We start from the raw sequence: 21,164 nt of genomic DNA on the forward strand, positions 1-21,164 counted from the left end.
TCCTATATTTGCATCATCTATTTCAATATAGTAGTAATCAACAGTCCCACTTTTTTAAAAAAGTGGGACTGTTGATTTAATAATTTGTGAAATGCATATTTTTATCAGTATACATTAAAATCTATATCAGCACTGATACTTGCTATGAATTTCAATACATCGGATTTTAACCGCATTACAGGATATTCATCATTTTCCAAATGGATAACCACATCAAAAAGCATATCAATATTTAACTCAGACCTTATTCGATTTAGAATATCTTCTTTACCTTGTATTAAACCAATTTTTTTTAATTGAATATTGATATCATCTGATTTTTCATAGTCAGTTTCTATACACCATATTGTCGCTATTGCTGGCCGAGTTCTTCCTATAGGAATAATCCCCTTGATTCTTGTACTATTTGAAAGAATATTTAAAAGATCAGTTATAGCATTCGGTTGAAAATGTTCACCATAAATCAAAAAAGCAACGTTTACGGATGTTATTTCCATATTTAAATACCTTTATAAAATATAACCTGTAGTGATACCATTTTCTTTTTTCCTTAAAATCAGCATCTGTTCAGATTTTTTATCAACATCTATCATAGTGTTTAATCTCTGCTTTAGGTTCTAAAAATCCCTGTTTTATTTATTATTATCATGACTTTAGATAAATGTCCTAAAGATGATCCGGAAGATATCTAAGAACTGATTGATGCTGCTAATTAAAGCTATAAATAAACACGGATTATTTGTGGCTGTAAGAGGTCTTGCTAAGCATTCAGGAAGACCGGGCGGGACATTTGAACCTTTAAAAGATAATGTGTCTCAAAAAAATGCAGCGGCAGAGAATGTTGTAAAATATGCATTAAAAATAAAAATACTGTGAAAAACAATTTGTCTAGAGGCGGTACAGAATATCGTTTACCAAACGGTAAAGGAGTTCGCTATAATAAAGATGGTTCATTTTCTGGTGTATTAGATCCAAAATGGGAGTAATATTCTATGAAATCAAATTTTCAAATTGATTATTTTAGTGATAGTAAATACGAATATTTAACTATTGAAATTTCTTTCAAAGGACAAGTTCTATGTCATTTAAATAAAGATAAGGGGGTTAATAATATTGAAATAGAGTTCTTTTATGATTTTCGGTTACTTGAAGAAGAAGTTATATTTAAATTTCCTTTAGATGAATTTCTTGATGTGCTAAATATAGTTAAAAAAGATCTTATCTCTATAAAATAATATGTAATACAAAAATCGAGATAAAACCAAGTAGTCACGAATTTTTCAGGATATCTTATAAATTAAATATAAGATCTAAGAAAAAAGTATTATTATAGATGCAAATAAATTTAATTTAATAGGATGATTATAATGATATCAGTATTTCAGTTATGTTATGTAACTTATTCTTATCATGGTAATAAGGATATAGCATTAGAATCTCCTGATTCAGAAGATTTTGATGCTGAAATAGGCCAAGTATTAGGGGTTTATAGTACTTATGATATAGCTTTGGAAAGGAAAAAAAATTTTTCAAAAAGTTATTATCTAAGTAATTTGAAAAGACTAGAAATTTATGAAACTGTTTTAGATGAGGATTGGTGGCGTGATGGATTTGTCACTATATAATCTGGTAATAGACATTTTAAATGGTGTTAAATATGACTGAAAACAAAGTATATACTTTAGTTCATGCTAAGGAAACAAAACAGAGTGGTTTAACAGAATTCGAAATTGGAACTTTTTCCACTTTAGAAAGAGCACTTGAGGAAAAAAAGAAACGGGAAAATGTCTCAGGTTTTAAAGATTATCCTAAAGGTTTCAGAATAGAGGTGTTTATAATCGATAAAGATTTTTGTCAAGAAATCATTTATCTATAGGCAAAAGCTGATGTTGAAAAAGTTTAGCAGGTTGACCGACTGGATTGCTTAACTCTGGTAAAACCAGAACAGGAAACCCCAGAGCAGCGAGCCAAACCTTAAAGCTGTGATGTCATTGACAACCGAACCGGCAGTGCCTGACAGGCAGGAAAATGGCAATACAATCAGCAGAATCAACTGATGAAATGGGGAGCAGGACAAGAACAGACCAGCCTGACCTATACTACTAATAGCCTGCTACCAATACAACCCGTTTGGCCGGCGTATCAGCAAAACCGCAAACGGCGAGACCACCTACTATATCTACAGCAGCGCAGGCCTGCTGGCCGAACTGGATCAGAATGGCAGAATGCGCGTAGCGTATGGCTGGAAGCCAGACAGCGACTGGGGTACCAGTCCCTTATGGCAGGCCAACCTGAGCGAAGGGCAGAACCTGAAAAATGCCAGCTATCACTACCTGATAAGCGACCATCTGGGCACCCCGCAACTAGCGATAAACAGCACAGGAGAACAGAGCTGGAAAATCAATAGCGATGCATTTGGCAACAGTGAACTGGACGCAAACAACCAGATCACCATGAACCTGCGGTTTGAGGGACAGTACTACGATGCAGAGACCGGCCTGTCATATAACTGCTTCCGTGATTACGATGCGAAGACTGGGCGGTATATCCAGAGTGATCCGATAGGGTTGGCGGGAGGAATAAATACCTATGGTTATGTAGGTGGGAATCCGCTGGTATACAGTGATCCGACTGGGGAGATTGCTCAGATAATGGTACCTGTGGCAGTAGCTGCTGCATTCGTTGCAGCAGCATGTATACTGACACCTGCATGTAATAAATCATTGCCAAATGTGCAATTTCCCAATGTAGGTAGTGGAACTTTTGGAGCTGTTGATGAATTACCATATCTTAATGTAAGGCATAAAGGAGAAGATAATTTACTTGAGAGGTGTGAAAAGAATAAAGGGTTAGGGCATGACCCCTTTGACCCAAACGATCGATGTCAAAAACTAAGAAATGCAATATTTTATTTATCGATGAGGGTAAGAATAAGAGCTGGACAGTTAATGGAACATCAAGGAGGAGACTGGGGACATAATAAAAGGTATAATCGGGTTTTAAATGCCTTGAAAAAACTGGTAGCAGAGGCACAACTTTGGGGTTGTGAATATGACCCTCAGGCAGATGAAATATTAAAATCATCAAAACAAAAAATAGCAAAAGAAATGAAAGTTCCCAAAGATATTGCAAAAAAATACAATTAGATTTCGTTTTTTAAAAGGTATTGATATGTTAAACACTTGTTTGGTTAAGAATAATTACTTTAAAGCTATAGTTGCTTATATTGATGATGCAGGTGTATATATTATCATCTATAGATTAGATACATTTGAACAATATATTTCTTTTAGTATTGATGGTATAGATAAAAAATCTTGGATTTTAGAAGCGAGTAAGGTTATTAGTGAATTAGATGTACCAATTGATTGGAAAAGACCACATCGTTATTGCCTAGCTCGTTATGCTCGTCAGGTTTTAAATGATGATTCTTTTTTTGGGGAGTTATCTTGGAAGTTATCTTGTAATATGTTAAGCAATGAGGATATAAACCGTTATATGCTTATCTCCAGATTAAAAGAAACTGTATTAATTAAGAAATTAAATCAATTATTTATAGATGAGAAGATTCAATTATTTATCCTAAAGGATTGGGAAATCAGAGGTAGTATAGGAGAAGATGTTCATTATGCTATTTATGGACGTGAATATCTATATAAAAAATTATATGATAAAGAAAAATATGAGACTTATTATAAGAAATATTGGGAAAAAGTCGAAAGTGTCTTTGGAAAACTTGATGAAGATGAATAATTTTAATTTAGTAAATATTTTAAATTGAATTAATTAAAAATTAGAATTATATTAATGGAGTTTAAAGTATGAAAGACTAAAAATGTTTATTTTATAATCTTTAAGCTTCTGCGATTTGATTTCAGGTACAGAGCGAAACAATATTATCAGAGAACTAAAGAGTATATAATGCGGCTAGACAAGTCCGAAAGCTAAAAAGAATTCACCTCTTTTTTTGGGTTATCAGGTTTTAGCTGATATTTATTTCAGTGTAAATTTAGCTTCTTTTGCAAGAATGGCATATTTTACGCTATTCTTAGCGTCTATTATATTGAATTTTTATTTTAAATTAATTCAAATTATAAGTAATATATAAGAAACAAGTTTATAAACAATAAAATTATATTTCTATAGGTGACGCGTGTGAATAGATCATTATATATTAATAATAATGACACTAACCAACGAATAAATATACAGCAAAGCGAATGTACTCATAGTTATGATTAAAGAATAAAATATAAAGATATAAATAATCCAATACAGGAATAATTCGCATATAATGGATGAAGAAACATACACAATAAATACCAAAAGTTGAAGACTTCAAAAAAAAATGGTAGAAATAAACAATATTTAAAATTGGTTGACGTGCCATGAATGATAAGGTAAATGAGTTGCAAACAAAGTATCTGGCGAAAAATAATTATTTTGCTGTTTCTACCTCTGGAACAGTGTATAGAAGAGATACATGGGAATCTTATGGATTTTGTGGAAATTTTGTCAGATGGCGGGATATTGTTTCTGATGCGGATCGCAAGCAATGGCTTAAACAAGCCGAGAACTTTATTAACCAGTTAGATAAGCCGGAAGACTGGCAAAGACCGCATCGTTTTTGTCTGGCGCGTTATGCCAGAATGATTTTGGAAGATGACAATTTTCGGGAAGATTTAGTTTATAATAAGGATATTGATGATGAATATATCTATCGCTATACCATTATTTCGCAGTTAAAAGAAACTGCCTTAATCAAAAAACTAAATTTGTTACCAGATGAAGAAAAAAAACAGTTATTCATACTTCGCGATTGGGAAAGAAAAGCATACGCCTGCGAGGATGTATTTTATTCTGTTAATTGTCGTGAAATTTTTTATGATTTCTTATATGATAAAGAAATAGTAAAAAAAGATTATGAGAAATATATGAAAGAACTGGAAAATTTTGAAAAAGAATATAAATTATTATAGTTAAATATTATTTAGGATTGGTTGGTATGTCATGAACAATAAGCAAAATAAGTTTACAGGACTGTGTCTGGCGCAAAATAATTATTTCGCAGCCATTGTTTGTTATATTAATAAAGCCGGAGACAATCTTTATCTACATGTAATCGTGAAAAGGAAAGATACATGGGAGTCTTATAAATCTTTCAGTTTCCAAATTTTAGACGCCGATATAGAGCGTAAGCAATGGTTTGAGCAGGCCGAGAAATTTATTACTCAGTTAGAGAAACCAGAAGACTGGAAAAGTCCCTATCGCTTTTGTCTGGCTCGCTATGCCAGACAGGTTTTGGCTGACAATAATTTCCGTGAAAATTTAACTTATAGTAAGGAAATTGATAATGAAATAAAAAGGATATATATATGGCATTATATTACGGACACTCGTGCTCAGGAGATTATATTAATCAAAAAGCTCAATATGCTATCAGATGAAGAAAAGAAACAGTTATTTATACTTCGTGACTGGGAAAAAGAGGGATTTGCTCATAAAGATATAAATAATGCCATATATGGACGAGAATATCTTTATAAACGACTCTATGATAGAGAAAGATTTAAAGATTATTATGAAAAATATAATACAGAGCTAGAGCATTTTTGTAGCTGTCCCTTAAAATAGTACAGCATAAAAGTAGAAAATTCTTTTTATTAATCCACTGAGGATTTAAATATGAAAAAAATGACTGAACACTAGATTGTAGCTATTTTAAAAGAAAAAGTCACATGATATAAGCATGGATTATATTCAAGCAGCAGCCCATATCAAAACGGCTTTATTAAACGATTTAATCGCATCTATCACACAGAGGTACTGGATTTATATCTATTTAATAATCTGGAACAGGCAAGAAAGGTAACCGTGGAGTGGCTAACCATTTATAACACGGAAAGACCTCATGCAACATGAAATAATATGACGCTGAGTGAATATAAAACCCTAAAACAAGCAGCGTAATTTTCTACCTGAATCCTGTACTGACTTGGAGGTATTTACAAATAGGCGATAAAGAATCAAAAGAAAGATAGAAAACTACTTCCAAATAGTCCTATGGGTAACGCACATGCAGAAGTAGGTGCATTACAACAGGCTGCGAATAAAGGCTTAACTGAAGGTGCTGATGCAGTTATGAAAGTGACAGGAAAGGATATTTATGGTTATTGTCAAAAGGATATAGTTGCAATGGCTAAAGCATCGGGATTAAAGTCTTTAAAAGTGTATGCAAAAGAGGATAAAACCCACATACCAAAAATTTATGAATGGCGAGCAGGCATGGATAAATTTGCTGAGAGAAAGGTGCAATAATGAAAGTTAAATTTGAGTTTGGTGGATTTAAATTAAAAGAACATAAGCGTATTCAATTACCGTTTAAGAGTAATCCTACCATAGATGATATAAATAGTTATTTAGATCTATTTTTATTAAGTGATGGTGTTCTTGAATTAGAACAAAGGGAAGAAGAAGGTAATATTCCTTTTAGGTTAACGCTTTATGCAGAAAATCAAAAATATCTGGTTATGTTTGGAAAATCAAATCCAGAAGTTGATGATGGTGTAGAGGTAAGAACTTTTTATGATAAGACGCGTACACCAGGAGAATTATATCTCTTGGGAGATTTATGGGATAATTCAATAATCACTGAAGATTTTTCTTTGGTCAGAAAAGCTTTTAATGAGTTTTATCTGACAGGAGATATTGACCCAAATATAGTGAGTTAACCCTAAAGCTCCGGATTGCGATTCGGGGATTTTTTACATGAATAAATCAAATTCTAATCCAATGGCTTGGAGTGCTCAGTCAAAAAGGAAAGGTTATTCTGATAAATCAACTTTGATACGGGATAAAATAGGCGATAAGAAATCAAAAGATGGGAGACCACTTCCAAATAATTCTATGGGTAACGCATATACAGAAATAGGTGCATTACAACAGGCTACAAATAAAGGCTTGAAAGTGCTGATGCAGTTATGAAAGTGACAGGAATAGATGTTTGTGGTTATTGTCAAAAGGATATAGTTGCAATGGCTAAAGCATCGAAAATATTTGAAGAGACAAAAAAAACTATAAAATGTATTGAATAGGAAGCTGGTATGGCAAATTTTAAGGTGACGGAGACTCTAGAATGATAAATAGATTTAAATTCAATGGACGCCTTTATGGTGAGGTATTTTATACTGACACAGTAATTTTTAACCTTAATCCTATAATAGAAGATATAAATAATTCTCTAGATTTATTTGTATCAATTACTGGTGTTCTTTATTTAGAACAAAATAAAGAGGAAGGTAATATTCCTTTTAGGTTAACGCTTTATGCAGAAAATCAAAAATATCTGGTTATGTTTGGAAAATCAAATCCGGAAGTTGATGATGGTGTAGAAGTAAGAACCTTTGGGGATGATACACGCGCTCCTGGGTTGATAAGTTTACAAGGTGATTTATGGGATAATAGAACTATAAGCGAAGATTTTAATCTAGTCAGAAAAGCTTTTAATGAGTTTTATCTGACAGGAGATATTGACCCAAATATAGTGAGTTAACCTCAGTGCTCCGGATTGTGATTCGGGGCTTTTTTACATAAATAAATTAAATTCTAATCCAAATGGATGGGCTACATTAATTCATAAAATTTCTAAGGGTAAAATAAGTTTGAGCTAGTACACCTGAATCTTGTATTAACTTTGGAGGTATTTACAATATTCTTTTGATTCAAAACAGCATAACATGCCTATTGTCATCCCTTTCCAAATACTTAGTTTATCTTCTACCTTTGTTTTACTACCATCTAAATAATTCGTTATCACTATTTATACTAACTTAACAATATTTATAAAAAATAAATAGTTATATATTAAATTAATATTCAATTATGTTTAACCCGATTTCTTTTACTATCCTTTCGATTTTTCTTTTTAATAAAATTTTGTTTTTTTGAATCAAAAATTGGTGTGTTAAATCATATCCAGTAGTAGTGACACAACCCAATGATGGGTAAGTGAATATACATAGTTTTTTTTCTTTAAGTATATTATTTATTAAGTATATATAATTGTTAAATGATTTAATTTTCCTTGGTCTTTCATCAATTATAGCTATAACATTTCCTTTTGATAATTTAAACAAAGTTTTATATATAAAAACAAATTTTCTTTTTATTTTATTAAACAGAATTTTCTTCTCTATATTGTTTTTAGTATCTGCATAGGAGACTAAATGTGCATTAATGTATTCGTCTTCATTCAGAATATGATCAAAAATAGAGATACTAAAAATAAAATAATCTTTTAATAAGAAATCAAAATTTTCAAAATCAAATTTTATTAATTTATTAATTACATTTTCCATTCTCTTAAATATTTCCCTTCTTTACTAAGTGTACCAATTCTAATACCTCTTTTATTATACAGCTTCCAATAACTTCCATCATGCCTTCTATCTCTTGCATTGTCTGGTGAAATTTTCCATTTTGTTTTCGAGTGAGTATGTTTATTAACTCACCGAGGATTAAAAGCATTTAAAAAGAACTAATCAGAAATCTGCACCAGTATTGTGGGTGTGGATAAAAATACAGGAAGATATGCTTTGGGAGCAAACGGCGATATCACAGAAAAAGTAGCTCCCGAATTAAAACACATGGCGAACAAATTGGTTTGGGAACAAAAACTGAATGTGATAACATATTTGGTGATTGTGCCGAATTTCATGCTGCTAATGATTTAATGCTAAAAAGCTCTCGGCTTAAAGCAAAGGATATTGATATTTTAGGAGCTTGGCGCCCTAGAAGTAATAAGCCAGTGGGACGTTGTGATAATTGTACAAATATGTTTGGATCTGAACTATGAATATGGAAATTATAGGAAATTCTGATGATGGATGGCATGGATGGGATATATGGGATTTAGATTGGTATGCTGTATTTAATAACAACTATTTAGCCCATTTTACTTCAGGAGGTACATGTGCAGTTCCTAAAAAAATAAGAAAATCTAAAATTAACTATGATAAATTATTTGATTTTTTTGATAATTTAGACAATCATTGTAATGTCGATATTATAAAAAGTAATCTACCTGATTTTACTGAACCTGGTGCATTTTTATCTAGAAATTTAGAGGAGAGAAAAAAGGATTATTTGCATTCGTTTGTTGGAGCGGCAACAAAAGGTTTGTTTAGTTATAATATTGACTTTGAAACAAATACTTATTTTTTAGTAGCGAAACCAACTACTCCATTAACATTGTTAGAATTACCAATGGATGTGAGACATATAATATATAAATTGCCAGCAACAATTCAACCAGGAGCACTTACTATATCACAAATAGAATGACATCAGAGTTATTTAAAAATTAAATCTTAATACATGTCTTATGCAGTTGAAGGTTGCAGGCCTAGTCATGATTTTGTAGTTGGTTATGATGGTGAAACCAAAATGGGGGATTATTTCAGATATTTAATACCTACAATTTATGCTTCTATCGAAGATTTTACAAAAGAATTGCGACCAGCAATTGCTGTATCTGATACGGTTGATTTTACCAAAGATAGATTATTCGATAATGATAAAATCAGCGAGTATTTTCCTAGAATGTATAGTTAATGTATCGGTAAAGCAAAAGTCCAGTTTAATACTGGGCTTTTTTATTTTATAGTAAACTGAATATATGTGAATATACATGGTAATCCTGCACGATAAATTAAGTAAGCGCATAAATTAGTATCAAACTAACTTTTCCAATGGATATATTATTTGATTAATTAAAATTAAATGATTACTTATCATCAATAGATATTTATTTTGTAACTATCCCAAATTTAGTATAGAACTCACGTAAAAAAAATTAAAAGGTTATTCAGATAAATCAACTTTGATACGGGATAAAATAGGCGATGAAAATAGTTATATGGATAACGTACATGCAGAAATAGGTGCATTACAATAGGCTGTGAATAAAGACTTGACTGAAGGTGTTGATGAAATTATGAAATTGACATGGCGTTATCTTTGTGATTATTCTCAAAAGGATGTTGATGCAATGGCAAAAGCATTGAAGCTTAACTCATTGAAAATATTTGCAGAGACAAAAACAACCTATAAAATATATGAATGGGAAATTGGTATGGCAAGATTTAAGATAACGGAGACTCTAAAATGGTAAATAGATTTAAATTCAAGGTGTAACTATTTCTTAAAATAGTACAGTATAAAAGCAGAAAATTCTCTTTATTAACTCACTAAGGATTAAAAGTATTTAAAAAGAACTAATCAGAAACCTGCACCAGTATTGTGGGTGTGGATAAAAATACAGGAAGATATGCTTTGGGAGTAAACGGCGATATCACAGAAAAAGTAGCTCCCGAATTAAAACACATGGCGAACAAATTGGTTTGGGAACAAAAACAGAATGTGATAACATATTTGGTGATTGTGCTGAATTTCATGCTGCTAATGATTTAATGCTAAAAAGCTCTCGGCTTAAAGCAAAGGATATTGATATTTTAGGAGCTTGGCGCCCTAGAAGTAATAAGCCAGTGGGATGTTGTGATAATTGTACAAATATGTTTGGATCTGAACTATGAATATGGAAATTACAGGAAATTCTGATGATGGATGGCATGGATGGGATATATGGGATTTAGATTGGTATGCTGTATTTAATAACAACTATTTAGCCCATTTTACTTCAGGAGGTACATGTGCAGTTCCTAAAAAAATAAGAAAATCTAAAATTAATTATGATAAATTATTCGATTATTTCGATAATTTGGATAATCATTGTAAAGTCGATATTATAAAAAGTAATCTACCTGATTTTACTGAACCTGGTGCATTTTTATCTAGAAATTTAGAGGAGAGAAAAAAGGATTATTTGCATTCGTTTGTTGGAGCGGCAACAAAAGGTTTGTTTAGTTATAATATTGACTTTGAAACAAATACTTATTTTTTAGTAGCGAAACCAACTACTCCATTAACATTGTTAGAATTACCAATGGATGTGAGACATATAATATATAAATTGCCAGCAACAATTCAACCAGGAGCACTTACTATATCACAAATAGAATGACATCAGAGTTATTTAAAAATTAAATCTTAATACATGTCTTATGCATATACCAGTTTAAAACTGGGATTAATATGATATAGGCTATTTAAAATTATTGTCACAGAACTTTATATGAGCTTTTATCATGAACAACTCTAATGAACGATTAGTTGATGAATGTTTTTCTGGTAAATTCCGGTCTGTTATTCACTCGTATTTTGAGTGAATAGCCATGATATTCGACCCGTTTATCCAGATAATGGTAAACCCTGTCAGCCAGTAAACTGATTACAATATCAATGCCTAACACCTCACGACTAAACACATCGATGATATTGAAGGCTCTGAACCTGTGTTAATTGCGACTGCTAACACTTATAAAATTCATTGACCAACATTCACCTAGCTTATGCGGTACTGATTGTTTTTCTGGGCTTCGTGGAGGAATATGTTGTTTACGCTGTACCCTTAGATTAAGCTTTAACTGGCAATATATCCGGATATCCATTTATAGCTTATAGCCGAGCTTTCCGATGCGATTAAAACACTTAGGAAAACCCCAGCGTAAATGCCTATCCGTGATAGCACTTAGCACTGATATAATCACCGAATCATCCGATAACTTATGCACAGCGGCTTAAAACAACAATAGTGCAGCTCAAGGCAATAGTAACAGAATGATTTTATTGCAGTTGCACAGCCCAGGCTTTACGTGCTTGAGTTGGCACTATAGCTTTTTTATGATTTTCTCCTGAAGCTGAGATTTTAAACTCAGCTCAGCAAACATCTGCTTAAGCTTACGATTTTCAGCTTCCAGTTGCTTTAAGCGTTTGGGGTTAGTTACAATGGAAAACCCGTAAATGCATATCATTTATCTTAAAATTCGAGGGGGAGCAATTGCTGAAGTGTCTGGCACCATGCATAAAAACAATCACAAAGCCTTACATATAAATTATAATACTAAATAGCCAACTCGAATTGATAGAAATAAATTTGATAGTTGGAGAGAAGGGTATTGGAAAGAAAGAGCAAAAAATGATCAAAGGTAAAATGATGAAGCATATATCAAAAAATGATGTAATAAATTTAATTGAACAAAATCAGGATTTAGTTGACTTTGGAACAGCCGAAAATGCAGTTAGTGCACTGCATATTAAAAAAGCAGAAGATTTTATTGGGCTACCTTTTACTGATTCATACAAATGGTTTTTAAATCATTATGCTTACGGATTAATTTGTGGAGATGAAATATTTAGTCTTTATGAAGGTTTTGATTACTACGATTCCTATGAATTTAATACAGATATAGCATATGCTGGAGATATAGTTTATAACTATATTGTAGATTTAAAAAATAAGCTTACAACGGATAAACAATTATTTATGTTGCATTCAGATATTGATGGTGAATTTTTTTTTGATTATACAAAATATGAAAATAATGAATGTCCAATATATATTTATTGGTCAGAGGATGAGTCTATGTTTTATGCACAAAATTTCTTAGAATTTTTGTATAAGAGGATAAAGGAATGTCAATAGATGTACTTTGATTATGCTTTAAAAGCTGAACTGGATCAGAATGGCATAATGCGGGTGGCGTATGATTGGATGCCGGATACTGTATGAGGAAGCAGCTCAATATGGCAGGCCAGTCTGGCAATAACCGAGCTTTAAAAAACGCAGACTATAACTACCTGATAACCGATTATCTGGGTACGCCGCAGTAGGCAGTAAATTCAAGAGGGCAATAAACGTGGAAAGGCATTGCTGATTCTTTGGTAATACTCAACTGGACTTGGATAACCAGATTATGCTGAATCTGTGCCAGTCTGGGTAGTATTATGATCAGGAAAGCGGCCTATATTACAACTTAGCCAGACACTATAACCCGAACATAGGGCGCTATATAGAAGCTGATCCGCTGGGAGGATAGGTGAACTGAATTTGTATGGTTATGCCAATTCATTGATGTATGCCGACCCATATGGTTTATGGAGTATGGATAAGGCATGGGGATTTATTTACGATACTACTGGTTGGGTGCCCTCTCAAGGACTTGTAAATTGTCTTGCAGGATATGGGGACTACATGAGCTTTGGGGCAACCGAATGGTTGAGAGATAAAACTAATGTAGGTGGTGTTGATAAATGCTCAGATGCATATCGATATTGTACTTATATTGGTATGGCACAAGATGCAGTTACGTTGGCAAGAGCAGCTATAGATTTTGCCAAGGCATATAAAGGATACGCTGCTGCCAAATTTGCTAAGCATAAAGGTATTACAGGTGCGGTACGAGATGATATAAAAGCAGCACAGCCTGTTATGCCAAAAGCAATGGCATACAATGTTGCTAAAGATTTTCTTAAAAACCCTCGAGGTATTTGGGGAAAGACAGCCGAAAATATTGTCGATGACTTTATTAAAGCTGGTAATCAAGCTACAATCAGACCATCTGTTAAAGGATCAAAAAAAGCCGAAGTTGTAGCTGTTAAAAATCATCCAAATATTTCTCAAATACAAGTGCATCCAGGTGGGGGGCCATGTAGGAGAATATTACAAAGTATCTACTACAACTGATGGCACAATTAAAGTGGTTGATAAGGCAACATATAAACCAACATCTGGAGAAAAAGAAAAAATAATCTATAAATAAGAAAAAATTTTAAAATTAAATCATTTTAGAATTAAGATTAAATTAAAAAATATATAAAATATAAAGGTTTAATATGAAATAACTTTTGTCAGAATGGCAAAATTTTATTGGTTCAGTATTATTTTTATATTTTAATAATAATTTTTTTTCAAAGATTAAATTGAGTTCTTTATTTTATTTTATTTTTTATTTGTGGTAGTATTAATTGAAAAATATAAATAGATTTAAAATTTAAAGGATATAGTATGAAAAAATTAAAAAAACTTAAATGGCTTGCTCAAGTAATAGCTTTGCCTTATGAAGTTCAGAGAAGTTTGTTTCCCGATTTTTCTAATGTGGCTGAAGAACTAGCAGTTGATTGGGGCATTGAATATGAGATTTTAGAAGACGTGGAAGTATCTTCAAAAATAAATAATGAGCAACGTGCAGCCTTTAAAAAACTGGATGACTATATGGGGTCAATTAGCGGTCCTGAAAACATCCAATATTGGGATAATGAAGCACTTTGCAATTGTGCCGAATGGGAGATAATGAGAAAAATGGGTCTTGAAATATTAAATGTCATGAATTGGGATAATTCAATACCACATGAGTCAGATGCAATTTATATAACAAAAGATGGTGTGTTTTAATTACGTTTAATTTAACTTCCTACTAATTTTAGTAGGAAGTTAAATTAAATCCATTATTCAAGATTTGAAATTTGTTAAATAAGCTAATTTTTTAATTCAGATATTTCAATCTATTTTAATTAATAAACTTTAATTGTAATATTATACAAGTAAGTTAAAAAGTACTATTTAGTCTGCGGTTAGCTATAATTAGAAATATATCCAGTTGCAGTCTGGTAGGGGATCCATTACAGGTGAATACAAATCTTATAGATTGATGAGGACTAATTGATGATTACTTTTAATGAAGCTTTAGATTTAGCAAAAGGTTATATAGCTACAATGGATTGTTCTTTTGAAATTACTCATGTAGAAAGATTTTCTGAGGGATGGTATTTTTGTTATCAATCTCGACAATATTTGGATACAGGAAATACCTCTTATTTATTAGCAGGTAACGCTCCAGTTATAATTGACAAAGATAACGGAGCAATCATCGATACAGGGACTGCTTATCCGATAGAAAAATATCTTAATGAATATATAAATGAAAAGAAAATGAAATGTAAAAATTAAAATTTATTTAAGTTTTTATAAAAGAAAATTTCATCTATAGTAGAAAAGCTATTTGTTTGATAATGCGGTGGCGGTGGTAACTTTTAAAATTATAAAAATAGAGTTTGTTTAAGGAAAAGGATTTATGACAACCAAAAAATTGCAATAAGTCTTTGCTGCTTATGCTTATTGGTGCAAGCATAAACGGTTATATGTAGGGTTAGATGATTTGTTTTCGGTTGAATTTAAATAAACGCCAATCTTTTAATTTTGTTGTCTGAATAGGTGTTGTTGTTCTATTTTTTTCGATTTTGGTTAGGTTATATGGTAGATATTTATTTGGTGTGGTGATAGATAGTTGTATTGTGTGTAGTTTTGATAAATGTTTATGTATTAACTGATTTGCAGAAGATTATGGAAATGATTATTATTTTATTTTCTATATTTGTGATTTGTTATATTTTTCAGTGTGTGATAGATAAAAGTCATCGAAAGAAATATCTGAATAATTTAAAGGATACAAGAAAATATTTATCTGATGCGGAGATTCTGTCCTTCTATAAAGATAGTAATCTATCTGAAATAAGTATTTTGGAGTTATGGAATGAAGTTGCAACTAATTTTGATATTCCTTCTGGCTATTTGAGACCAGAAGATTGTCTGGCTGAGATGGGAATACTGCAAATTGTTGTAGACCACCCTAAATTGCAAGCTTTAACAGATATCGCAATAGAACGAGAAAAAGAATTAAATAAATCGATAGATCTGGAGAATATTTCAACGCTTGATGATTATATTAAAGCATTTGCTGTATATTTAAAATAGTTTAATAAAAAATCGGTTATTGTTTAGTTTCTTTATAATGAGGTTGGTTTATTTCCAGGGAGGAGGCGTGCCATTATATTTAGGTGTAGTAGTCTCTTTTAATCGGACATTTAGTGTATTTTAAACCATCAATGGAGTGTTATTAGTGAATCAGATTGTAAAAAATTAAACTGAAATTAGGATTTTTAGTGTAAATATTCCAAAGTCAGTACAAGATTCAGCTAGAAAATTATGCTACTTGTTTTAGGTTTTTTATATTCACTCGGTAAATCCATTGGCCAATATTCACCTAGCTTATTCGGTACTGATAGTTTTTCTGGGCTTCGCGGAGGAATATGTTGTTTACGCTTTACCTTTAGATTAAGTTTTAACTGGCAGTATATTCAATAAACACGTTTATAATTCTATTTATAGCCGAGCTTTCTGATGCGATTAAAACATTTAGGAAAGCCCCAGCGTAAATGCTTATCGGTAATAGCACTTAGTACCGACATAATCACTGAATCATCCGGTAATTTAGGTTGATAATAGTAAGCGCAGCGACTTAAGCTAACAATAGCGCAGCTCATGGCAATAGTAACAGAATGACTTTCTTGCAGTTGTACAGCCCAAGCTTTACGTGTTTGAGTAGGCACTATAGCTTTTTTATGATTTCCTCCTGAAGCTGAGATTTTAAACTGAGCTCAGCAAACATCTGCTTAAGCTTACGGTTTTCAGCCTCTAGCTCCTTTAAACGTTTGATATCGGACGTTTCTATACCACCGTATTTATCACGCCATTTATAAAAAGTTGAATTGCCCATGCTATATTTATGGTAAAGCTCTTTAACAGGAAAGCTGGCTTTAGTTTTATTTAAATAGATACGATTTGATGTTCAGTCATTTTTACATGATTAAATCCTCTGTGGGTTAATAAAGAGAATTTTCTATTTTTATGCTGTACTATTTTATGGGATAGTTACAGGGATGATTTTTAAGTTAAAAATGTTTTGTTTACTATGGTGTTGAGAGGTATTAATGGAAGCTGGTTCAGTAAGTTTTATTTTTTTGATTGTAGAAGATGGAACAAGATTGGAAGAACAGTGTGAATTTATTCTGGAAGAGGAATACTACTATTTTAAATTCAGGGATAATGATGAACTCAGGGAAAAGGTAATGGCAAAAATAGATTTTCTTAAGCAACAAAATCAAAGAACTATTATTTGGCAGCATAAGAAAGTCAGGAAGGTATTACTTGGTACTAGAAAATTTTGTTCGATAACAACTAAAGTAGATGGTGTTTTCGATGGTGTTTCAGATAGTGGTTGTGAACTGGCTTATTCATTATTTTATGCAGATAGTCTGAAAAATGCGGCAAGGTTTGCGCAGGGCGATGAGGTTGAGTTGGATTATTATGATTATGGTAATGGTTATCTGGCCAAAGCAATGGAGATGATGTAATGGGGTGGTTTGTGATTGATATGGTTAGTACTATGTTAGCTACGGAAGATAATAAACAGCAGAAGGATTTTTCTATTGATGAGGAATTTTGTTTGATTTATGCAAATAGCAGAAGACAGCTTTATCAACAGATAAAAAAGAATGTGAACTGGGCTGACGGGCTTGGATATGCATTTTTTAATTCGGAAACTCGAAGAGAAATTAGTAATGATTCTTCTGGTGCATATGAAAGATGTTGGGATGGTGATGGTCCTGGGAAATGCAAAGTATTGGGAATAAGGAAAATATTGCCTTTATCGTGGCAATCATCGCAAAGGAACGATAAGGAGAAGGTACCATTTGAGGACGGAGATTTGATAATAAGCTCTCGGTACAAAGTGAATTCATTTGATGATGTAAAAAGATTTATGAGAGGTGAAGTTGTCAGGTTTATTTACTTAAAAGATGAAAATATAAATTTAGCCAGAAATAAGAAATTTAAGTATTTGTATTTATCTAATAATGAAAATGAGGATGAGTTATGAATATATGGTTATTTTAAGATTTGCTGGCAATGATTTTTCAATTTTTAGTTATGAGCTTTAAGTTATGGCTATGTTTTGGGTTGTGATGAATATGCTTTATAAAGTTTATGTTGTTAGATAAAAATTTAGTTTGATATGTTGTGTTTATTGGTGAAGATTGGGCAAAGTTAGAAATTAAATTTTGTGCTTATGATGAAATACGGGATTAGAATGTGTTGTAAGAGTTTGGATTATTTTAATGGCAAGATCTGCTTATAGCAAGAAGAGGATATTGAGTTTCTGTATTGGGAGCGATGTTGAAATCTGCCCGAAGATAAGTTGATTGTTTTGCTGGGTTATGATGATTTTATGCAGGCTATAGAAAAGCTGCAAGAAAGTTACAGCTAGAGGGTAGGCAAGGAGATTCGCTTTTGCCGGAATGGTTTTCTTTTATACAAGAGGTTCTGGATAATTGATTGGATGATAAATGATTATATTTTAGGAGGGTAAATGTGCGGGTGCTTGATGTGTAAAACAGGTTGAGAATTTATAAATTCTCAACCTGTTTTGTGTTGTCAAGGAGATTAAGGAATCAGTACGGCTCTGCCTTTTATTTGTCCTTTAGATAGTTTGTCGTATATTTCTAAGGCTTGGGATAGGGGATAGGTGGTGTATTCGATGTCGATGAGGCCTTTTCTCTTCATGTCCAGTACTTCCATTAGTTCGACCCGCGAGCCCCAGTAAGGTGTACAGAGCGATGCTCCCCATGGCTGGTTTATGCTGTGCCAATCAAGTTTTCCACCTCCCAGCCCGACTACTGTCCAATCTCCGTTTAAGCCGACTGTTTGTGCACCTAAGGCCAGAGTTGGGGTATTACCAACAAAGTCGAGTACGGCGGCACATTTTTTTATGCCGGTAATCTGGGTAATGTCTTTAACAACGCTGTCGGTGTCTCTGTCTGTACGCACTAAATAGTCTGCACCATATTTTTTGGCTAATTCTAGTTTGTCATCGGCAATATCACCGGCAATGATGGTGGCTGAATATATTTTTTTCAGGATTTGTACGGCCATATGTCCTAAGCCTCCAATGCCAATGACAAAAACGAAGGAGGATGGTGTTATTTTGCTGGCTGAACGTTTGATCGCATGGTAAGGGGTTAGTGCTGCATCGGAAAGTGGTGCAACTTGTTCTGGTTGTAATTCATGCAGGCGAACCAGTAAACGGCTGGAAGGTACAATCATGTATTCGGCCATGCCGCCATTGGTGCCTAGACCGCCGCCAAGGATGGGTGATTCGGGCTGGTGTTCGCAGTAGTTTTCCATGGATTGCTGACAGGGTGCGCAATGACCACAGCCCCACGGTCCATAAACCATGACAGCTTCTCCGACTTGAAAATCGGTTACGCCTTCGCCCAGTTCTGCAATCCAGCCGGCGTTTTCGTGTCCAAGGGTAAATGCCGGTGCTCCGTCAGGTATGCCCATATGAATCAGGTGTAAATCGGAATGACAAACACCTGCTGCGCCGATTTTAATTAGTATTTCACCAGCTTTGGGTTTTGGTTTTTCGATTTCGTCTATCCGTATATCGTTTTTGGCATGTAGTCTGACGGCTTTCATGGTTTCTCCTTTTGAAGTATCAAATTTTGCTAATATCAAAGTTAAACAATTTATTTAAATTTAGTCAAGGTATAAATAGTTATTGATGAAGTATCCAAACATATTGTAGAAATGTGTTGTTTTTGATATTATATATGCAGCAATTACTATTATTTGTGAATAGATAATAGTAATGGGCTTACCAGAACATAGGTTCTGAGGGTTAATATTTGAATCTTAAGCGTAAAGTTTATTTCTATACAGAACATAAGGTTTAAGCCATAAGATATTATTAACATGGTTATTATATCAATTTAATTATCCGTCGCGTTCTTCGTATAGAACAGATTGCATTCAAATGAATGCAAATTTAACGTGGTGGGGGGCTGTAGATGGACGGGATCAAGCCCTCACCCCTTAATAAATATCTTTAATTTTTTTACCTTTAATATCATGTCAAAGGAAAAAATAAAAAATTTAGATTTGAATTATTCTTGGTTTAAACCTAGGCGTTATTTGCATTTTGATAAGCCATTAACTAAAGGCTTTAATAAAGAACAGAATAATGTAAATCTAAACAATCATTTTTTTCACTTGATAGGCTTGGAATCTACTATTCAATCTAAATCAGATATCTCTTCAAAAGTAGTAGCCCATCAATTTTTGCCTTTTATTCAGTTTGAGACTAAAACTCCAAGATTGCAACGATTGAATGATTGCAGAGCTGTAAAAAAACTACCTCCTAAAATTAGAAATATTTCTTATGCTTCACATAAAGATAGTTTTATCTATTCATATTACGCCTATATTTTAGGTAAAAAATACGAAGATAGATTGATTAGAGAAGAATTACAAAATAATATACTAGCTTTTCGTAAAATCCGACTTGATGGAGATAGTTCAATCGGTAAGTCGAATATTCATTTTGCTAAAGATGCCTTTGATCTTATTAAACAACAGGAAAGTTGCTTTTGTTTATGTCTTGATATAAAGAAATTTTTTGATAATCTAAATCATGATGTATTGAAAGACGCTTGGCTTAATGTTTTGGATATTTACAGTGGTAAGCTTCCAGCAGATCATTATGCGATTTACAAGAGCCTTTCTCGTTACTCATATGTGAAATTGGATGATGCATTACATGCATTAAATATTTCACGGACTATGTTGCGAAGAAGAAAACAAAAAAGGGCTGGTCGATATGTAAATGAGCCTTTAATTTCCCTTTGCAAGCATGCAACAGAATTCAGAAACCGAATTAGCAATGCTAATCTAATTCGAGTTAATTATCACAAAGGCATTCCGCAAGGTTCTCCATTGAGTGGCTTACTCGCAAATATTTATATGCTGGAGTTTGATATTGCAAGTAAAAGATATTTGGAAAATTTTAATGCAATGTACTTCAGGTATTGCGATGATATTCTTATAATTATTCCTGGTGATAATGTTCAATTATTAAAAGATATTCAAAACTACATTTCTCAATTGGTTAAAAGTCAAAAATTGCAGATTCAAGAATCTAAAACGGAAATTGTGTTTTTCAAAAAAATTGATAACCATATTAAAATTGTTATGCCTATGTTAGAAAAAGATAATATTATGGGTATGAGCATAAGTAAAAAAGGTTATCTACAATATTTAGGGATGATATTTGATGGTGAGAGAGCTATTATTAGACCAGGTTCAATATCACGATTTTATAAAAAATTGCATAAAGCAAAGAAATTAGCTATTAAATCTAAAGATAAAAATAGAGATGATATATTATATAAACATAAATTATATAGTAGATATTCTCATTTGGGACATAGAAAATTTGTATCTTATGTTAAACGTGCTTCTCAACATTTTGAAGATCATAGAATTAAACGTCAGGTTAGAAATCATTTTAAAAAAATTTAATACATCATTGAAA

General features: G+C 32.5%; 31 protein-coding genes and 2 pseudogenes. 27 read left to right on the top strand and 6 right to left on the bottom strand.

Annotated features, from left to right (window positions below; all coding sequences use genetic code 11):
- Positions 1–104 precede the first annotated feature (104 nt).
- Positions 105–497: a DUF4279 domain-containing protein gene (locus BHC51_RS08005; RefSeq protein ID WP_100123148.1), complete on the bottom strand. Its 393-nt coding sequence runs from the start codon at positions 495–497 to the stop codon at positions 105–107.
- Positions 498–702: 205 nt separating this feature from the next.
- Here BHC51_RS08005 and BHC51_RS12785 point away from each other — a divergent pair, with 205 nt between their 5' ends.
- From BHC51_RS12785 to BHC51_RS08065, 14 genes and pseudogenes are all read left to right on the top strand, one after another.
- Positions 703–876 (top strand): hypothetical protein, encoded by a 174-nt coding sequence (locus tag BHC51_RS12785; RefSeq protein WP_180296466.1) that lies wholly within the window; start codon positions 703–705, stop codon positions 874–876.
- 116 nt (positions 877–992) lie between these two features.
- Positions 993–1,235, top strand: coding sequence for a hypothetical protein (locus tag BHC51_RS08010; protein ID WP_100123149.1), 243 nt, complete (start codon positions 993–995; stop codon positions 1,233–1,235).
- A 132-nt stretch (positions 1,236–1,367) separates the two neighbouring features.
- The gene (locus BHC51_RS08015; RefSeq protein WP_100123150.1) at positions 1,368–1,625 is read left to right on the top strand and encodes a hypothetical protein; all 258 of its coding nucleotides are present in this window, start codon (positions 1,368–1,370) and stop codon (positions 1,623–1,625) included.
- Positions 1,626–1,657: 32 nt separating this feature from the next.
- Complete coding sequence (locus tag BHC51_RS08020) at positions 1,658–1,876, top strand: serine kinase (protein WP_100099377.1); 219 nt, start codon at positions 1,658–1,660, stop codon at positions 1,874–1,876.
- Positions 1,877–2,225: 349 nt separating this feature from the next.
- Entirely contained in the window at positions 2,226–3,146 is a 921-nt protein-coding gene (locus BHC51_RS08025; protein ID WP_100153756.1) for an RHS repeat domain-containing protein, read from the top strand.
- Positions 3,147–3,171: 25 nt separating this feature from the next.
- Complete coding sequence (locus BHC51_RS08030; protein WP_100153757.1) at positions 3,172–3,753, top strand: hypothetical protein; 582 nt, start codon at positions 3,172–3,174, stop codon at positions 3,751–3,753.
- Between the two features lie 635 nt (positions 3,754–4,388).
- Positions 4,389–4,979: a hypothetical protein gene (locus tag BHC51_RS08035; RefSeq protein WP_100153758.1), complete on the top strand. Its 591-nt coding sequence runs from the start codon at positions 4,389–4,391 to the stop codon at positions 4,977–4,979.
- A 31-nt stretch (positions 4,980–5,010) separates the two neighbouring features.
- The gene (locus BHC51_RS08040) at positions 5,011–5,634 is read left to right on the top strand and encodes a hypothetical protein (RefSeq protein WP_100153759.1); all 624 of its coding nucleotides are present in this window, start codon (positions 5,011–5,013) and stop codon (positions 5,632–5,634) included.
- Positions 5,635–5,778: 144 nt separating this feature from the next.
- A pseudogene (locus tag BHC51_RS13340) lies at positions 5,779–5,922 on the top strand (integrase core domain-containing protein); the annotation flags it as partial.
- Between the two features lie 96 nt (positions 5,923–6,018).
- On the top strand, positions 6,019–6,318 hold the full coding sequence (locus BHC51_RS08050) for a cytidine deaminase-like fold-containing protein (protein ID WP_445081760.1): 300 nt from the start codon (positions 6,019–6,021) through the stop codon (positions 6,316–6,318).
- Positions 6,318–6,731 (top strand): DUF6911 family protein, encoded by a 414-nt coding sequence (locus tag BHC51_RS08055; protein WP_100123207.1) that lies wholly within the window; start codon positions 6,318–6,320, stop codon positions 6,729–6,731. The genes BHC51_RS08050 and BHC51_RS08055 overlap by 1 nt, the downstream gene beginning before the upstream one ends.
- A gap of 37 nt (positions 6,732–6,768) precedes the next feature.
- Positions 6,769–6,984 (top strand): cytidine deaminase-like fold-containing protein, encoded by a 216-nt coding sequence (locus tag BHC51_RS08060; RefSeq protein ID WP_100153760.1) that lies wholly within the window; start codon positions 6,769–6,771, stop codon positions 6,982–6,984.
- Positions 6,981–7,094 carry a cytidine deaminase-like fold-containing protein gene (locus BHC51_RS13445; RefSeq protein ID WP_445081787.1) on the top strand — a complete coding sequence of 38 codons (114 nt, stop codon included), beginning with the start codon at positions 6,981–6,983 and terminating at the stop codon, positions 7,092–7,094. Before BHC51_RS08060 ends, BHC51_RS13445 begins: the two co-directional genes overlap by 4 nt.
- Positions 7,095–7,135: 41 nt before the next feature.
- On the top strand, positions 7,136–7,552 hold the full coding sequence (locus tag BHC51_RS08065) for a DUF6911 family protein (RefSeq protein ID WP_100153761.1): 417 nt from the start codon (positions 7,136–7,138) through the stop codon (positions 7,550–7,552).
- Positions 7,553–7,868: 316 nt separating this feature from the next.
- On the opposite strand, the gene BHC51_RS08070 is transcribed toward BHC51_RS08065, so the two are convergent.
- Positions 7,869–8,357 carry a hypothetical protein gene (locus tag BHC51_RS08070; RefSeq protein ID WP_100123392.1) on the bottom strand — a complete coding sequence of 163 codons (489 nt, stop codon included), beginning with the start codon at positions 8,355–8,357 and terminating at the stop codon, positions 7,869–7,871.
- A gap of 493 nt (positions 8,358–8,850) precedes the next feature.
- Here BHC51_RS08070 and BHC51_RS08075 point away from each other — a divergent pair, with 493 nt between their 5' ends.
- The 4 genes from BHC51_RS08075 to BHC51_RS08090 all read left to right on the top strand — a co-directional run bounded on the left by BHC51_RS08075 (position 8,851) and on the right by BHC51_RS08090 (position 11,080).
- Complete coding sequence (locus tag BHC51_RS08075) at positions 8,851–9,342, top strand: hypothetical protein (protein WP_100153762.1); 492 nt, start codon at positions 8,851–8,853, stop codon at positions 9,340–9,342.
- 33 nt (positions 9,343–9,375) lie between these two features.
- Positions 9,376–9,612 (top strand): hypothetical protein, encoded by a 237-nt coding sequence (locus tag BHC51_RS08080; RefSeq protein ID WP_218966400.1) that lies wholly within the window; start codon positions 9,376–9,378, stop codon positions 9,610–9,612.
- 346 nt (positions 9,613–9,958) lie between these two features.
- Positions 9,959–10,171 (top strand): cytidine deaminase-like fold-containing protein, encoded by a 213-nt coding sequence (locus tag BHC51_RS08085; RefSeq protein WP_100153763.1) that lies wholly within the window; start codon positions 9,959–9,961, stop codon positions 10,169–10,171.
- 417 nt (positions 10,172–10,588) lie between these two features.
- Entirely contained in the window at positions 10,589–11,080 is a 492-nt protein-coding gene (locus BHC51_RS08090) for a hypothetical protein (protein WP_100123393.1), read from the top strand.
- Positions 11,081–11,225: 145 nt separating this feature from the next.
- Here BHC51_RS08090 and BHC51_RS12790 read toward each other — a convergent pair whose 3' ends face one another.
- The gene (locus BHC51_RS12790) at positions 11,226–11,384 is read right to left on the bottom strand and encodes a hypothetical protein (protein ID WP_180296467.1); all 159 of its coding nucleotides are present in this window, start codon (positions 11,382–11,384) and stop codon (positions 11,226–11,228) included.
- Between the two features lie 668 nt (positions 11,385–12,052).
- Here BHC51_RS12790 and BHC51_RS08095 point away from each other — a divergent pair.
- The 6 genes and pseudogenes from BHC51_RS08095 (at position 12,053) to BHC51_RS08120 (ending at position 15,709) form a co-directional block, all read left to right on the top strand.
- Positions 12,053–12,601: an SMI1/KNR4 family protein gene (locus BHC51_RS08095; protein WP_143558813.1), complete on the top strand. Its 549-nt coding sequence runs from the start codon at positions 12,053–12,055 to the stop codon at positions 12,599–12,601.
- 310 nt (positions 12,602–12,911) lie between these two features.
- Positions 12,912–12,995 (top strand): annotated as a pseudogene (locus BHC51_RS13345) (RHS repeat-associated core domain-containing protein); the annotation flags it as partial.
- Between the two features lie 65 nt (positions 12,996–13,060).
- Positions 13,061–13,642 carry a hypothetical protein gene (locus tag BHC51_RS08105; RefSeq protein WP_143558814.1) on the top strand — a complete coding sequence of 194 codons (582 nt, stop codon included), beginning with the start codon at positions 13,061–13,063 and terminating at the stop codon, positions 13,640–13,642.
- 321 nt (positions 13,643–13,963) lie between these two features.
- Entirely contained in the window at positions 13,964–14,350 is a 387-nt protein-coding gene (locus BHC51_RS08110) for a hypothetical protein (RefSeq protein WP_037492353.1), read from the top strand.
- Between the two features lie 270 nt (positions 14,351–14,620).
- On the top strand, positions 14,621–14,905 hold the full coding sequence (locus BHC51_RS08115; RefSeq protein WP_100099361.1) for a YrhB domain-containing protein: 285 nt from the start codon (positions 14,621–14,623) through the stop codon (positions 14,903–14,905).
- Between the two features lie 393 nt (positions 14,906–15,298).
- Entirely contained in the window at positions 15,299–15,709 is a 411-nt protein-coding gene (locus BHC51_RS08120) for a hypothetical protein (RefSeq protein WP_100099360.1), read from the top strand.
- A gap of 404 nt (positions 15,710–16,113) precedes the next feature.
- Here the strand turns inward: BHC51_RS08120 and BHC51_RS08125 are convergent, their stop codons facing one another.
- Together BHC51_RS08125 and BHC51_RS13350 are read right to left on the bottom strand one after the other, a co-directional pair.
- A complete protein-coding gene (locus BHC51_RS08125; protein ID WP_100153766.1) occupies positions 16,114–16,344 on the bottom strand; it encodes a hypothetical protein in 231 nt (76 codons plus the stop codon).
- Positions 16,344–16,571 carry a transposase gene (locus tag BHC51_RS13350; protein ID WP_373885689.1) on the bottom strand — a complete coding sequence of 76 codons (228 nt, stop codon included), beginning with the start codon at positions 16,569–16,571 and terminating at the stop codon, positions 16,344–16,346. The genes BHC51_RS08125 and BHC51_RS13350 overlap by 1 nt, the downstream gene beginning before the upstream one ends.
- Positions 16,572–16,725: 154 nt before the next feature.
- On the opposite strand from BHC51_RS13350, the gene BHC51_RS08135 reads away from it, so the two are divergent.
- Positions 16,726–17,148: a hypothetical protein gene (locus tag BHC51_RS08135; protein WP_100099357.1), complete on the top strand. Its 423-nt coding sequence runs from the start codon at positions 16,726–16,728 to the stop codon at positions 17,146–17,148.
- On the top strand, positions 17,148–17,672 hold the full coding sequence (locus tag BHC51_RS08140; RefSeq protein WP_100099356.1) for a hypothetical protein: 525 nt from the start codon (positions 17,148–17,150) through the stop codon (positions 17,670–17,672). The genes BHC51_RS08135 and BHC51_RS08140 overlap by 1 nt, the downstream gene beginning before the upstream one ends.
- A gap of 563 nt (positions 17,673–18,235) precedes the next feature.
- Here BHC51_RS08140 and BHC51_RS08145 read toward each other — a convergent pair.
- Positions 18,236–19,270: an NAD(P)-dependent alcohol dehydrogenase gene (locus BHC51_RS08145; protein ID WP_100153767.1), complete on the bottom strand. Its 1,035-nt coding sequence runs from the start codon at positions 19,268–19,270 to the stop codon at positions 18,236–18,238.
- 432 nt (positions 19,271–19,702) lie between these two features.
- Here BHC51_RS08145 and drt2 point away from each other — a divergent pair, with 432 nt between their 5' ends.
- Positions 19,703–21,151: an antiviral reverse transcriptase Drt2 gene (drt2, locus tag BHC51_RS08150; RefSeq protein WP_143558815.1), complete on the top strand. Its 1,449-nt coding sequence runs from the start codon at positions 19,703–19,705 to the stop codon at positions 21,149–21,151.
- The last annotated feature ends 13 nt before the right edge of the window (positions 21,152–21,164 follow it).

The sequence above is a fragment of the Snodgrassella alvi genome (assembly GCF_002777745.1).
Taxonomy (GTDB): Bacteria; Pseudomonadota; Gammaproteobacteria; order Burkholderiales; family Neisseriaceae; genus Snodgrassella; species Snodgrassella alvi_D.